The sequence below is a fragment of the Pseudomonas sp. H1_G08 genome, assembly GCF_054681355.1.
Genome location: NZ_CP162822.1, coordinates 3,383,302 through 3,396,922 on the forward strand (window position 1 = coordinate 3,383,302; position 13,621 = coordinate 3,396,922).

15 protein-coding genes and 1 tRNA gene are annotated in these 13,621 nt (G+C 59.5%); all 16 read right to left on the reverse strand.

Features of this window, described 5'->3' with window-relative positions; all coding sequences use genetic code 11:
* Positions 1–6: 6 nt before the first annotated feature.
* Positions 7–1,065 carry a quinolinate synthase NadA gene (gene nadA, locus AB4N85_RS15350; protein WP_016773509.1) on the reverse strand — a complete coding sequence of 353 codons (1,059 nt, stop codon included), beginning with the start codon at positions 1,063–1,065 and terminating at the stop codon, positions 7–9.
* A 270-nt stretch (positions 1,066–1,335) separates the two neighbouring features.
* Positions 1,336–1,411 (reverse strand) — tRNA-Lys (locus AB4N85_RS15355).
* A 63-nt stretch (positions 1,412–1,474) separates the two neighbouring features.
* Positions 1,475–2,167 carry a 7-cyano-7-deazaguanine synthase QueC gene (queC, locus tag AB4N85_RS15360; protein ID WP_056787919.1) on the reverse strand — a complete coding sequence of 231 codons (693 nt, stop codon included), beginning with the start codon at positions 2,165–2,167 and terminating at the stop codon, positions 1,475–1,477.
* A 1-nt stretch (position 2,168) separates the two neighbouring features.
* A complete protein-coding gene (queE, locus tag AB4N85_RS15365; RefSeq protein ID WP_041479789.1) occupies positions 2,169–2,816 on the reverse strand; it encodes a 7-carboxy-7-deazaguanine synthase QueE in 648 nt (215 codons plus the stop codon).
* A gap of 167 nt (positions 2,817–2,983) precedes the next feature.
* On the reverse strand, positions 2,984–3,823 hold the full coding sequence (ybgF, locus tag AB4N85_RS15370) for a tol-pal system protein YbgF (RefSeq protein ID WP_024014085.1): 840 nt from the start codon (positions 3,821–3,823) through the stop codon (positions 2,984–2,986).
* A 6-nt stretch (positions 3,824–3,829) separates the two neighbouring features.
* The gene (gene pal, locus AB4N85_RS15375; protein ID WP_003178634.1) at positions 3,830–4,327 is read right to left on the reverse strand and encodes a peptidoglycan-associated lipoprotein Pal; all 498 of its coding nucleotides are present in this window, start codon (positions 4,325–4,327) and stop codon (positions 3,830–3,832) included.
* Between the two features lie 52 nt (positions 4,328–4,379).
* On the reverse strand, positions 4,380–5,660 hold the full coding sequence (gene tolB / locus AB4N85_RS15380) for a Tol-Pal system beta propeller repeat protein TolB (protein WP_164488347.1): 1,281 nt from the start codon (positions 5,658–5,660) through the stop codon (positions 4,380–4,382).
* Between the two features lie 17 nt (positions 5,661–5,677).
* A complete protein-coding gene (tolA, locus tag AB4N85_RS15385; protein WP_016773505.1) occupies positions 5,678–6,754 on the reverse strand; it encodes a cell envelope integrity protein TolA in 1,077 nt (358 codons plus the stop codon).
* Positions 6,754–7,206 (reverse strand): protein TolR, encoded by a 453-nt coding sequence (tolR, locus tag AB4N85_RS15390; RefSeq protein ID WP_160767866.1) that lies wholly within the window; start codon positions 7,204–7,206, stop codon positions 6,754–6,756. The genes tolA and tolR overlap by 1 nt, the downstream gene beginning before the upstream one ends.
* A 23-nt stretch (positions 7,207–7,229) precedes the next feature.
* Complete coding sequence (gene tolQ, locus AB4N85_RS15395) at positions 7,230–7,925, reverse strand: protein TolQ (RefSeq protein ID WP_008080223.1); 696 nt, start codon at positions 7,923–7,925, stop codon at positions 7,230–7,232.
* Positions 7,915–8,382 (reverse strand): tol-pal system-associated acyl-CoA thioesterase, encoded by a 468-nt coding sequence (gene ybgC, locus AB4N85_RS15400; protein ID WP_252868155.1) that lies wholly within the window; start codon positions 8,380–8,382, stop codon positions 7,915–7,917. The genes tolQ and ybgC overlap by 11 nt, the downstream gene beginning before the upstream one ends.
* A gap of 127 nt (positions 8,383–8,509) precedes the next feature.
* The gene (gene ruvB / locus AB4N85_RS15405; protein WP_024014087.1) at positions 8,510–9,571 is read right to left on the reverse strand and encodes a Holliday junction branch migration DNA helicase RuvB; all 1,062 of its coding nucleotides are present in this window, start codon (positions 9,569–9,571) and stop codon (positions 8,510–8,512) included.
* Positions 9,572–10,180: a Holliday junction branch migration protein RuvA gene (ruvA, locus tag AB4N85_RS15410; RefSeq protein ID WP_024014088.1), complete on the reverse strand. Its 609-nt coding sequence runs from the start codon at positions 10,178–10,180 to the stop codon at positions 9,572–9,574.
* Between the two features lie 114 nt (positions 10,181–10,294).
* On the reverse strand, positions 10,295–10,822 hold the full coding sequence (gene ruvC / locus AB4N85_RS15415; RefSeq protein ID WP_016773501.1) for a crossover junction endodeoxyribonuclease RuvC: 528 nt from the start codon (positions 10,820–10,822) through the stop codon (positions 10,295–10,297).
* 155 nt (positions 10,823–10,977) lie between these two features.
* Positions 10,978–11,724: a YebC/PmpR family DNA-binding transcriptional regulator gene (locus tag AB4N85_RS15420; protein WP_024014089.1), complete on the reverse strand. Its 747-nt coding sequence runs from the start codon at positions 11,722–11,724 to the stop codon at positions 10,978–10,980.
* A gap of 119 nt (positions 11,725–11,843) precedes the next feature.
* Positions 11,844–13,619 carry an aspartate--tRNA ligase gene (gene aspS / locus AB4N85_RS15425; protein WP_064365013.1) on the reverse strand — a complete coding sequence of 592 codons (1,776 nt, stop codon included), beginning with the start codon at positions 13,617–13,619 and terminating at the stop codon, positions 11,844–11,846.
* Between the last annotated feature and the right edge of the window lie 2 nt (positions 13,620–13,621).

Below are 13,621 nucleotides of genomic sequence, written 5' to 3' on the forward strand. Positions count from 1 at the left end.
GTTCTCTCAGGCGTTGCCGGCCAATTTCATCCGCGCTGCCTGGGTGAAGTCGAGCATGCGCTTCAACGGGCGGATCGCTTGGGGAATCAGCGCCGGATCGACAAAGATCTCGTTGGTGCCTTCTTTCAAGCTCTTGAGCGTGCGCTCAAGGGTGTTCATGGCCATCCACGGGCAATGTGCACAACTGCGGCACGCGGCGCCATTACCGGCGGTAGGCGCCTCGATAAAGACCTTGTCCGGGCACAGCTGCTGCATCTTGTAGAAGATGCCACGGTCGGTGGCGACGATCAGGGTCTTGTTCGGCAGGCTTTGCGCGGCAGCGATCAACTGGCTGGTGGAACCGACGGCGTCCGCCAGCTCGATCACCGAAGTCGGCGACTCGGGATGCACCAGAATCGCCGCGTCCGGGTACAGCGCCTTCATGTCTTCGAGCTGCTTGGACTTGAATTCTTCATGGACGATGCAAGCACCGTCCCACAGCAGCATGTCGGCGCCGGTCTTGCGCTGAATATAAGTGCCCAAGTGCTTGTCCGGGCCCCAGATGATCGTCTCGCCGTTGTCCATCAGGCTTTCGACGATCTCCAGTGCGCAGCTCGAAGTCACCACCCAGTCAGCCCGAGCCTTCACGGCGGCGGAAGTATTGGCATACACCACCACGGTGCGCTCTGGATGCTGATCACAAAACGCCGAGAACTCATCGACCGGGCATCCCAGGTCCAGCGAGCACGTCGCCTCCAGGGTCGGCATCAGCACTCGCTTTTCCGGGTTGAGAATCTTTGCAGTCTCGCCCATGAACTTCACGCCGGCGACCACCACGGTCTTGGCCGGATGGGCGTTGCCGAAGCGGGCCATTTCCAGGGAGTCGGAAACACAGCCGCCGGTTTCTTCGGCCAGGGCCTGAATCACCGGATCGCAATAAAAGTGGGCAACCAGCACCGCGTCCTGAGCCTTGAGCTCGGCGGCGATGGCGGAACGGTAGTAGGCCTCCTCCTCTGCCGTCAGCGGTTTGGGCTGCTTGGCGTCGAGGTGGGCTTGAACCAGAAGGCGTTCGGAAATCTGCGTCATGTTCGCAAGACCTGCAGGCGCATTCGCGCGAAAGTCGAGTATACACCCGGCTCCGGACCGTTAGAGGGTACCGCCGGGAGAGTGAGTATCATCAGGCACGGACAGCGTTGAAGCTGCGCAAGGCTACAGAATATCCCGTTGATACAAAAGATGATTCTGACCTGTGTCAGGCCGCCCGCGCTGAAACGTCGAACGCCCGAATTGCAGGCAAAAAAAAACCCGGAAATCCTCACTTTCGTGGGCCTTCCGGATTTTCTAAACCGCCAAATATGGTGGGTCGTGTGGGATTCGAACCTACGACCAATTGGTTAAAAGCCAACTGCTCTACCAACTGAGCTAACGACCCGCTGTGTGGTGGCGCGTATAATACTGATTTTTAAGGACTATTCAACACCTTTTTTGAAAAAGATCAAAAATAAGGAGTTGGATCGCTCACACCCGCCGCCGCGAAGCCTTCAGCACGCAGGCGGCAGCTGTCACATTTGCCGCAGGCGCGGCCGTCATCGTCTGCCTGATAGCAGGAAACCGTCAGGCCATAATCCACGCCCAGCTTCACGCCAGCCTGGACGATCTGCGCCTTGCTCAGGTTTTGCAGTGGCGCCTGAATGCGGAAGCCATTGCCTTCCACGCCCGCTTTGGTGGCCAGGTTGGCCATGCGCTCGAACGACTCGATGAACTCGGGACGGCAATCCGGGTAGCCGGAATAATCCACTGCATTGACGCCGATGAAGATGTCGCGCGCGCCGAGCACTTCGGCCCAACCCAATGCCAACGACAGGAACACCGTGTTGCGCGCCGGCACGTAAGTCACCGGAATGCCTTCGCCCAGCTCTTCCGGAATATCGATGCTGGTGTCAGTCAGCGCCGAGCCGCCCATGCCGTTGAGATTCAGGCCAATGACCTTGTGCTCGACCACTCCCAGATCGCGAGCAACGCGGGCGGCGGCATGCAATTCAGCATGGGAGCGCTGGCCGTAATCGAAGCTCATGGTATAGCAGGCGTAGCCTTCGGCGCGTGCCATCGCCACCACGGTGGCCGAGTCGAGGCCGCCCGAAAGCAGGATAACGGCACGTTTTTCGGTAGTGTTCGGTTGTTCAATCATCTCAGCGCCCCGGCTCATCATTCCATAGATATTTATGCAACTGCAGTTGCAGCCGCACTGGCAGGTTATCTGCCACCACCCAATCCGCCAGATCCCTGGCATTGAGGTCATGATGACTTGGGGAGAAAAGCACTTCACCCGCACGTCGATCAAGCCCGTACTGGATCAGTTTCGATACCGCCCAGTCATAGTCTTCCCGCGAGCAGATGACAAACTTCACCTGATCGTTGCGGGTCAGCAGTTCGATGTTCTCGTAACGGTTGCGATGGGCTTCTTTCGAGCCCGGCGTTTTCAGGTCGACGACGCGACTGACACGCGGATCGACGGCGGACACGTCGAGGGCGCCGCTGGTTTCCAGCGACACCTCGTAACCGGCATCACACAACCGTTCAAGCAAAGGAATGGCGTTCGGCTGAGCCAACGGCTCACCGCCGGTGACACAGACGTAGCGCGGACGATATCCGGCCACTTGCTCAAGGATGTCGTCGAGGGTGCGGACGGTGCCGCCGCTGAACGCATAAGCGCTGTCGCAGTATTGGCAACGCAACGGGCAACCGGTCAGGCGCACGAAAACCGTGGGCAGCCCGGCAGTCCGAGTTTCCCCCTGCAACGAGTAGAAAACTTCGGTGATTCTCAATGTGTCTTGCATAGTCGCCACGGGCGTAACAGCTAAACAGGCTGTCCGCCTCCGTCAGGCACTTCAGGCAATCCCGCCAACGCGTAGACCACAAGAAGCGTGTTTCAGAAAAAGGGCGTGAATTCTAACGAAAAAACCCGCGACAAGCGCGGGTTTCTTCAAAACACGGATGAACAGGCTTACATGCGCTGCAAATCACGCTGGGCCAGCTGCGCGGCGGAAGTGCCCGGATATTGGGACACCACCTGCTGCAGAATGCCTTTGACCTTGTCGGTATGACCGAGGCGGCGCTCTACGTCAGCCAGCTTGTACAGCGAATCCGGCACTTTGTTGTGCTTGGGATACAGCTGCGAAACCTTGGCAAAGGCCTGACCTGCACCTTGCAGATCACCCTTGGCCAGGTTCACTTCGCCCAACCAGTATTGAGCGTTGCCCGCGTACTGGCTGTTGGGGTATTTGCGCAGGAAAGCGGCGAAGGCTTGGCTGGCCTTGTCGAAATCCTTGGCTTTGATCAGGTCGAAAGCGGCATCGTAATACAGCTTTTCCTTGGCCGGATCAGCCGGTTCGCTACCCGCAGCAGGGGCCTGGGCTGCCGCAGCAGCACCCGCGCCTGCGGCAGCACCGGCAGCAGCACTTGCATCGCCACCGGCAGAAGAATTCTCGGGAGTCGCGGCTGGTGCAACGCCGGATCCTATGCGCCGATCAAGATCCTGGTATCGCTCCAGGGATTCCTGCTTCATGCGCGAAACCTGATTCTGCAGTTCTTCGATCACGCCCTGTTGGCGCGAGATCTGGTCCTGCATCTGTTGCAATTGGTTGAACAGCATGCCTTGTGCCGAGGCAGGGGCCGAAGCCGCTCCCCCGGCATAGGCGCCGTTCGTACCGTAACCCGCAGGCGGATAACTGCTCCCGCTATTGTTATAACCGGAGTTGTCATCGACCACAGGAACCGCAGCCCACGCCGCAAGCGGCGCGAGGCTGAGAGCCAGAACAGTTACAGCACGACGGCACGTTCGCATATCGAATTACTTACGCAGTTCGACGCGACGGTTCTGGGCCCAGGACTGCTCGTCGTTGCCGGTAGCAACTGGACGCTCTTCGCCGTAGGAAACCAGTTCCAGCTGAGCTGGGGAAACACCTTGCAGTACCAGGTAGCGCTGAACGGCTTTCGCACGACGCTCGCCCAGTGCCATGTTGTACTCACGAGTACCACGTTCGTCGGTGTTGCCTTCCAGAACAACGCGAGCGCCGTTTGCTTTCAGGTCTTTGGCGTGAACGTCCAGAGCGCGCATGGCTTCTGGCTTCAGGTCCGAGCTGTCGTATTCGAAGTAGAAGGTGGTGATTGCGCGCAGAGCAGCTTCTTCGCTCAGGGAACCGTCAACGGCACCGGTGTTTGCGCCGTAACCAGCGTTTGGATCAACAGCGCCTTCACCGGCGTTGTCGCCGCCTTTGGACGAGCAACCTACAGCTACAGCCATGGCCAGAGCCAGCGCAGCAAATTTACCAAACTTCAGCATTTCCATCGTGAAACTCCTAATGAACCCCAGTGTGTTAAGTAAAACGTGTAGCGCCCGCTCACTTCAGGTAAGGGGACCAGGACGGTTCTCTGACTTCGCCTTGAGCGGTAGGAAGCGGGAGCCTCACGCGTCCATTAATGGACACGAGCATCAAGACTCCCCGGCCCTGTTGGCGGGTGGCGTAGATTACCATGGTGCCGTTGGGCGCAACAGTAGGTGACTCGTCCAGAGTGCTATCAGTGAGGATCTTTACACTACCTCGCTGCAGATCCTGAGCTGCCACCTTGAAATTGGTGAAGCCATCCTGACGATGAATCATCACCAAAGTCTTTTCATCAGCCGAAAGTTTCGGGTTGGCGTTGTAGTTGCCCACGAACGTCACACGCTCGGCACCACCGCCACCGACGCTGGTTTTATAGATTTGCGGCTTGCCGCCACGGTCGGAGGTGAAGTAGATGGTCGAGCCATCCTTGCCCCAGAACGGTTCGGTATTGATGCCCTGACCATTGGTTACGCGGCTGATCTGACGCGAACCGAGGTTCATCACGTAGATGTCCGGGTTGCCGTCTTTCGACAGCACGAACGCCAGGCGATTGCCATCCGGCGACCAGGCTGGCGCGCCGTTGAGGCCTTCGAAGTTGGTGATCTGCTCACGGCGACCGGTGTCGATGTTCTGCATGAAGATACGCGGACGCTTCTGCTCGAACGACACGTAGGCGATACGCTTGCCGTCCGGTGCAAAACGCGGCGACAGGATCGGCTCGCGCGATTGCAGCAGAGTCACTGCGCGGGCACCGTCATAGTCGGAGCGTTGCAGGGTGTAACGAGTGTTCTTCTCGGAAAAACGCTCGGCCGTTACGTAAAGCAAACGTGTCGAGAAGGCACCTTCAATGCCGGTCAGCTTCTGGAACGACTGATCGGAAATGAAGTGCGCCATGTCACGGATCTGGTCGGTCGTACCGGAAACACTGCCGTCCGCCACTTTCTGCTCGGTGGCGACGTTGAACAGCGCCCACTGCACCTGCAGGCGACCGCCCGCTGGAGCGATGCTGCCGACCATCATGTACTGAGCACCCACCGCCTTCCAGTCACGGAAGATGATTTCGCTCGGCTGGCTTGGCTGGCTGATCATGTTGGCTTTCGGAATAGGCGAGTAATAGCCCGAGTTGCGCAAATCGTTGCCAATGATTTCAGCCATGTCATCAGGCAGCACGGCGCCGCCCTGCATGCCGAACGGTACGACGGCGATCGGGGTGGCCCGATCGCTGCCGCTGGTGACCAGAATGTTCTTTTCATCTGCCGTCGCGATCCCTGCCATGCAGCAGATCACGACCAGCATTCCTCGAAGAAGGTTTCTCACAAGGCTAGATCCTCAGGTGTGAATGTCATCTTGAATGAACGATACGGAGCGAAATCGCTCGGCTTCATTCCCTGCATTTCTGTCAAACGTCCAATATTCTTCACTGCCGCGACTGCCGAAGCATCGAACGGACCGTCACCACTGGACTTGGCGACGCTGACCGAAGTCACCGTGCCGTCCGGCAACATGCCGATTTGCAGCACGACCGTCATGCCTTTGCGCGCCGAAGGAGGACGAGCCCAGCCTTCCGCTGCACGAGCGCGAATCAGGTCATCGAAACTGCCGGCAACTTCGTCACCCTGCTCATCTGCCAGGGCCTGCTGACGCTGCGGCGTGTCGGAAAGCAGATCTGCCAGGGCCTGGGCCTTTTTGTCTTCGGCGGATTTGCGTGCCGCTTCCTGCGCTTTCTTCTTCGCAGCATCGGCAGCAGCTTTCTTCTTCGCGTCTTCGGCGACTTTCTTCTTCGCCTCTTCAGCTTCAGCTTTCTTCTTGGCGTCTTCGGCGGCTTTCTTCTTCGCGTCTTCGACGATCTTCTTCTTGGCTTCTTCGGCAGCGGCCTTCTTCGCCTCTTCCTCAGCAGCCTTTTTCGCTTCGTCTTCGGCCTTCTTCTTGGCTATATCAGCCAATTGTTTCTCTTCGGCCTTTTTCGCTTCGGCTTTCTTCGCGTCGTCGGCTTTCTTGGCTTCATCAGCCTTTTTCGCCTCGTCGGCTTTTTTCGCCTCGTCGGCCTTCTTGGCTTCCTCGGCCTTTTGAGCCGCTTCCTCTTTCTTTTGTTCCGCCGCCTTCACCGCTTCCTGCTCGATCTTTTTCTGCTCCATCTGTTCGACTTCGGTCTGGCGCGCGGCGGATTTCTTCGCCTCACCCGCAATCTTCTGATTGGTCTGGGTGGTCGCCTGACTTTTCGATTTCAGCTGGTACAGAGTCGCCTGGACGATCGGCTTGGCCGGCGGCAGTTCGGGCGTGAAGGCAAAACTGACGAACAGCATGCCGAACACCAGCACGTGCAGGACGATTGCCAGAACACTAGGCCAGAAGTAGCTTTCCGAGGCGGACGGCTCTCGCTGTTGCTGCATCAGGGGGCCTCGGTAATCAGACCAACGTTACCGACCCCGGCTTTCTGCAACCCGCCCATGGCACCCATGACGGCGCCGTAGTCGACAGTCTTGTCGCCACGAATGAACACCTGAGTGCGTTTGCCGCCCTCGGTGCCGGCGCGGATGATCTTGGTCACCGCGTCAGTCATCTGTGGCAGGGTCATGGCCCTGTCCTGTTGCTTCTCGGTGTCGACTTCGCTGCCAAGGTTCCAGTAGTAGGTCTTGTCAGCCTTGATCGAAATGGTCAGGACCTGAGTGTTGTTGTCCTGCGGCAAGGCTTCGCTGGAAACCTTGGGCAGATCAACTTTCACGCCCTGATTGAGCATCGGCGCGGTCACCATGAAGATGACCAGCAGCACCAACATCACGTCGATGTAGGGCACCACGTTCATCTCGGCGACCGGCTTGCGCTTTTTGCGAGCTCGAGCGATTAAAGCCATCGGGAAATACCTGCTTATTCTTCGCTGGTGTGCACTTTGCGGTGCAGGATCGCCTGGAATTCATCGGCGAAGGTGTAGTAGCGGCCCAGCAAGGTTTCGCTGCGCGCAGCAAAACGGTTGTAAGCGATGACCGCCGGGATCGCAGCGAACAGGCCGATCGCGGTGGCGATCAGGGCTTCGGCGATACCCGGAGCAACGGTGGCGAGCGTCGCTTGCTGGGCGCTGGCCAGACCACGGAAGGAGTTCATGATCCCCCACACGGTGCCGAACAGACCGATGTACGGGCTGACCGAACCGACGGTGGCGAGGAACGGCAGGCTCTGCTCGAGTTTCTCTTCTTCGCGCGAGATGGCCACGCGCATGGCACGGGCGACACCTTCCATCACGGCTTCAGGATCGACACCTGGCTGCTGACGCAGACGGGAGAATTCCTTGAAGCCGGCACGGAAGATCTGCTCCACGCCCGAATCCGGATCAGGGTTGCTGCCAGCCTGACGGTACAGTTTGGACAGGTCGATACCCGACCAGAAGCGCTCTTCGAAGCTCTCCAGGGCGCGTCGACCGGCGCGCAGCAAGTTGCTGCGCTGAAAGATCATGATCCATGAGGTCACCGATGCGGCCACCAGGGTCAACATTACCAACTGCACCACGATGCTGGCATTGCTGACCAGGCTCCACATGGAGGAATGGTCGACGACGTTAGCTTCCACGCTTTATCTCCTGCTTTGAGTGTGTACCCGGGCCGACCGCGTCGGCGAAGGCCGCACGCAGGTCTTCGGGAAGGGCCCGGGGTTTCAAACTGTCGGTGCGCACGCAGGCCACCAAAAACTGCCCTTCGCAGAGCAGCACATTATCCGTGGCCCGCCTGACCTGCTGTCGGAAGCGCAGGCTGGCACGGTTCAATTCGATTACATCAGCGCTTACCAGCAGTTCGTCATCCAGTCGCGCCGGCGCGTAGTAGCGCGCTTCGCTGGAATGCACGACGAACAACAGGTCCTCTCCGGCAAGCACAGATTGGGCAAAACCCAGTTCCCGTAGCCGCTCGGTTCGAGCCCGTTCCATAAACTTGAGGTAATTAACGTAATACACGATGCCGCCCGCATCGGTGTCCTCGTAATAAACGCGACAACGATGTGCGAACGGCTCAAGCCCGTTTTGCGCGCGCATACTCTAGTGCTTACTCCTCAGGTTGCCAATCCGGCCAGACAACTGTTTTTCGTGGTTTCAAAGCTTTAACGCAAAAGTACCGTCGTCTGACAGTACAAACCCTGAATAAATCACCAACAAATGTGTATCAATCGTCGACGGCGTCCAGAAACTCGTCTGCCACGGGCATCTCGCCCATGCGTGACGGAACATTCAAACCGAAATGCAGATAGGCATGCCGCGTCACTACCCTGCCCCGTGGCGTGCGCATGATGTAGCCCTGCTGGATCAGATACGGTTCGAGCACGTCTTCAATGGTGTGGCGTTCTTCACTGATCGCCGCCGCCAGACTGTCGATACCGACCGGGCCGCCGTCGAACTTCTCGATCATGGTCAGCAGCAGACGCCGGTCCTGGTGATCGAAACCGTGTTCATCGACGTCCAGCAGGTTCAGCGCCAGATCCGCCACCGCTTTGGTGATGTGGCCCTTGGCGCGTACTTCAGCGAAATCGCGCACCCGCCGCAGCAGACGGTTGGCAATTCGCGGCGTGCCACGGGCGCGACGGGCGATCTCGAACGAACCTTCCGGGTCCAGCGGCAGACCGAGAATTGCCGCCGAACGACTGACGATCGTTGCCAGATCCGCCGTGCTGTAGAACTCCAGGCGCTGGACGATACCGAAGCGATCACGCAACGGATTGGTCAGCATGCCGGCGCGGGTGGTGGCGCCGACCAGAGTGAAAGGCGGCAGATCGAGTTTGATCGAGCGCGCTGCCGGCCCTTCGCCGATCATGATGTCGAGCTGGAAATCTTCCATCGCCGGGTACAGCACTTCTTCAACGATCGGCGACAGACGATGAATTTCGTCGATGAACAACACATCGTGCGGCTCAAGATTGGTCAACAACGCGGCCAGATCACCCGGGCGTTCCAGCACTGGCCCGGAGGTGCTCTTGATCGACACGCCCATTTCCTGGGCAATGATGTTCGCCAGCGTGGTCTTGCCCAGCCCCGGCGGGCCGAAGATCAGGGTGTGATCGAGGGACTCGCTGCGGCCACGGGCAGCCTGGATGAACAGCTCCATCTGCTCGCGCACGGTCGGCTGGCCAATGTAGTCGGCCAGGCTGACCGGGCGGATGGCCCGATCCTGGACTTCTTCGCGCTCGCGCGGGCTGTGCGCGGCGGCGATCAGACGATCAGCTTCAATCACTTAAATCATTCCCTTCAGAGCGCGGCGGATCAGGTCTTCGCTGCTCAGGTTCTTGTCTTTGATCGCGGAAATCGCCTTGCTCGCTTCCTGCGGCTTGTAGCCCAGGGAGATCAACGCGCTGACCGCATCGGTCTCGGCACTGTTGACCGGTGCCGGGCCGTCCGGCTGATTCGGCACCAGCGCGAACATCGCCGGCGAAGTTTCCCAGGCCTTGAAGCGATCTTTCAATTCCACCAGCAAACGCTCGGCGGTTTTCTTGCCAACCCCCGGGACCTTGGTCAGCGCCGAAGTGTCCTGAGACTGCACGCAGCGCACCAACTCGTCGACTTCCAGGCTCGACATCAACGCCAGCGCCAGTTTCGGTCCGACCCCGTTGAGACGGATCAGCTCGCGAAAGAAGTCTCGCTCACGCTTGCCGGCAAAACCATAGAGCAATTGCGCATCTTCGCGTACGACCAAATGGGTGTGCAGGGTCAGCGGTTCGCCGACCGACGGCAGACGATAAAGGGTGGTCATGGGCACTTCCACCTCATAGCCAAGGCCGTTCACATCGAGAATCAGGTGCGGCGGCTGTTTCTCAGCCAGGGTGCCGCGCAAGCGTCCAATCACGTTTTGAATCCTTGAGCGCTGGCCAGCCGTGGGCTGGCGACGATTGAAGGTGGCTCGCGCGCCGACAACACAGGCACCGCGAAGTCACTTTCGAGAAAATTGATGCTGATGCTATCAGAGACGCAGGCGCCCGCCACGACTGCGTGCGGTTCCCAGCCCGTGCGGCAGCAGGCTTGAGCGCGTGTGCGCATGGCAAATGGCAATCGCGAGGGCGTCGGAGGCGTCGATCTGCGGCTTGCTGGTCAACTTGAGCATGTGCATGACCATCATCTGCACCTGCTCCTTATTGGCCGCACCGGTGCCGACCACCGCCTGTTTGACTTGCGTGGCGGTGTACTCGGCGATTTCCAGACACTCTTCGGCGCCGGCGACAATCGCAGCGCCGCGCGCCTGCCCGAGCTTGAGCGCCGAGTCGGCGTTTTTCGCCATGAACACCTTTTCGATGCCCATGGTCACCGGGCCGTAGGTCTTGATGATTTCGCGCACGCCGCGATAGACGATCTGCAGACGCTCATGCAGCTCGCCGGAGCCGGTGCGAATGCAGCCCGAGGCCACATAGATGCAGCCACCCCGCCCGGTATCGCGAACGATCCCGTAACCGGTGATGCGCGAACCGGGGTCGATACCAAGGATTAAAGTCATAACGCCTGCAGATTCATAAAACGATTTACCTGACAGCCAATAGCAAATGTGGGAGCGAGCCTGCTCGCGAAGGCGGTATGTCAGCAGATACAGGTGCTGAATGACACACCGCTTTCGCGAGCAGGCTCGCTCCCACAAGGAAGACTAGTCGCTTATCAGCCAAGCTGAGCGGCGACGTCTTCCGGGATATCCGCGTTGGAATAGACGTTCTGCACGTCGTCCAGGTCCTCAAGCATATCGATCAGCTTGAGCACCTTCTCCGCGCCTTCCAGATCCAGCTCGGCGCTGGTGGTCGGCTGCATGACGATTTCCGCATCGTCGCCCTTGAACCCGGCCGCTTCCAGCGCGTTGCGCACCGCATAGAAACCGGTGAACGAGGTGAACACGTCGATCGAACCGTCTTCGTGGGTGACCACGTCATCGGCATCGGCTTCCAGCGCCGCTTCGGTCAGTGCGTCTTCATCGACACCCGGGGCGAAACTGATCTGGCCCTTGCGCTCGAACAGATACGCCACCGAACCATCGGTGCCGAGGTTGCCGCCACACTTGCTGAACGCGTGACGCACAGCCGCCGCAGTGCGGTTGCGGTTGTCGGTCATGCACTCGACCATCACCGCCACGCCGCCCGGGCCGTAACCTTCGTAGGTCAGTTCTTCAACGTTGTCCGCTTCAGTGGCGCCGGCACCGCGCGCGACGGCACGGTCGATGATGTCGCGACTCATGTTCGCGCTCAACGCCTTGTCCAGAGCCAGACGCAGACGCGGGTTGGAACCCGGATCACCGCCACCCTGACGGGCCGCAACGGTCAGTTCACGGATCCACTTGGTGAAGATCTTGCCCCTCTTGGCATCCTGACGTTCTTTGCGGTGCTTGATGTTTGCCCACTTGGAATGACCTGCCATAACTTGCTCCGAATGCTCTTTGAAACCTTGCCCGCCCCGCCGAGGCAGCGGCCGGCAATTGAAAAATACGACCTGAGAAAGAAAAAAGGCGCATCCGAAGATGCGCCTTCAGGCCCGTCTTACTCAGCCTTTGGCGTTTCGCGCAGGCGAATGTGCAGCTCGCGCAATGCCTTGGCATCCACTACGCCCGGAGCCTGCGTCATCACGTCGGCAGCACTCTGGGTTTTCGGGAAGGCGATCACTTCACGGATCGACTGGGCGCCGGTCATCAGCATCACCAGACGGTCCAGACCGAAGGCCAGACCACCGTGCGGCGGTGCGCCGTACTTCAGCGCGTCGAGCAGGAAGCCGAACTTCTCTTCCTGTTCCGCTTCGTTGATGCCCAGCAGGCGGAATACCGCTTGCTGCATTTCCTTGCGATGGATACGGATCGAACCGCCGCCCAGCTCGGTGCCGTTCAAGACCATGTCGTACGCACGGGACAGTGCGCCGGCCGGGTTGGCTTCGAGTTCCTGCGGGGTGCACTTCGGTGCAGTGAACGGGTGGTGCAGCGCCGAGAAGCTGCCGTCGTCGTTCTCTTCGAACATCGGGAAGTCGACGACCCACATTGGCGCCCACTCGCAGGTCAGCAGCTTCAGGTCGTGACCGAGCTTGATACGCAGCGCGCCCAGGGCTTCGCTGACGATCTTGGCCTTGTCGGCACCGAAGAACACGATGTCGCCATCGACTGCGCCAACGCGATCAAGGATCACGTTGAGCTTGTCTTCCGGGATGTTTTTCACGATCGGCGATTGCAGGCCTTCAACACCGGCAGCACGCTCGTTGACCTTGATGTACGCCAGGCCCTTGGCACCGTAGATGCCGACGAACTTGGTGTAGTCGTCGATCTGCTTGCGCGGCATGCTCGCCCCGCCTGGAACGCGCAGTGCGGCGATGCGGCACTTCGGATCGTTGGCCGGGCCGCTGAACACCTTGAAATCGACTTCTTTGAGCTGGTCGGCAACATCAACCAGTTCCAGCGGAATACGCAGGTCCGGCTTGTCCGAACCGTAGCGGCGCATGGCTTCTTCGAAGGTCATGTGCGGGAATTCGCCGAACTCCAGATCCAGCACTTCCTTGAACAGGTTGCGGATCATCTGCTCGGTCAGGCCCATGATCTCTTTTTCATCGAGGAAGCTGGTCTCGATGTCGATCTGGGTGAATTCCGGCTGACGGTCGGCACGCAGGTCTTCGTCACGGAAGCACTTGGCGATCTGGTAGTAACGGTCGAAGCCGGCCACCATCAGCAGTTGCTTGAACAGCTGCGGCGATTGCGGCAGGGCGAAGAACGAACCGGCGTGGGTACGGCTCGGCACCAGATAGTCACGCGCGCCTTCCGGAGTGGCCCGGGTGAGGATCGGCGTTTCGACGTCGAGGAAGCCGTTCTCATCGAGGAAGCGGCGGATGCTGGTGGTCATGCGCGAACGCAGGCGCAGCTTCTCGGCCATTTCCGGACGACGCAGGTCGAGGAAGCGATAGCGCAGGCGGGTTTCTTCGCCGACGTCGGAGAACTCGTTGAGCGGGAACGGCGGGGTTTCCGACTCGTTCAGCACTTCCAGTTCATAACCCAGCACTTCGATCATGCCCGAGGCCATGTTGGCGTTGGTCGCGCCGGCCGGACGCAGACGCACCTTGCCGGTGATCTTCACGACGTATTCGCTGCGCACGCGGTCGGCGGCGGCGAAGCTCTCGGCGCGATCCGGATCGAACACCACCTGAGCCAGACCATCACGATCACGGATATCGAGGAAAATCACCCCGCCGTGGTCGCGGCGACGGTGAACCCATCCGCAAAGGGTAATTTCCTGGCCTTCCAGGCTTTCGTTCAGTTGGCCGCAATAGTGGCTGCGCATCATGG

Coding starts and splice junctions, on each gene's coding strand:
- queE (WP_041479789.1), bottom strand. CDS start 2,816: ATGCAAGACACATTGAGAATCACCGAAGTTTTCTACTCGTTGCAGGGG.
- tolB (WP_164488347.1), bottom strand. CDS start 5,660: ATGCTGGTCGTGATCTGCTGCATGGCAGGGATCGCGACGGCAGATGAA.
- ruvC (WP_016773501.1), bottom strand. CDS start 10,822: ATGACTTTAATCCTTGGTATCGACCCCGGTTCGCGCATCACCGGTTAC.
- aspS (WP_064365013.1), bottom strand. CDS start 13,619: ATGATGCGCAGCCACTATTGCGGCCAACTGAACGAAAGCCTGGAAGGC.
- ybgF (WP_024014085.1), bottom strand. CDS start 3,823: ATGCGAACGTGCCGTCGTGCTGTAACTGTTCTGGCTCTCAGCCTCGCG.
- AB4N85_RS15420 (WP_024014089.1), bottom strand. CDS start 11,724: ATGGCAGGTCATTCCAAGTGGGCAAACATCAAGCACCGCAAAGAACGT.
- pal (WP_003178634.1), bottom strand. CDS start 4,327: ATGGAAATGCTGAAGTTTGGTAAATTTGCTGCGCTGGCTCTGGCCATG.
- tolA (WP_016773505.1), bottom strand. CDS start 6,754: ATGCAGCAACAGCGAGAGCCGTCCGCCTCGGAAAGCTACTTCTGGCCT.
- ybgC (WP_252868155.1), bottom strand. CDS start 8,382: ATGCGCGCGCAAAACGGGCTTGAGCCGTTCGCACATCGTTGTCGCGTT.
- queC (WP_056787919.1), bottom strand. CDS start 2,167: ATGATTGAACAACCGAACACTACCGAAAAACGTGCCGTTATCCTGCTT.
- nadA (WP_016773509.1), bottom strand. CDS start 1,065: ATGACGCAGATTTCCGAACGCCTTCTGGTTCAAGCCCACCTCGACGCC.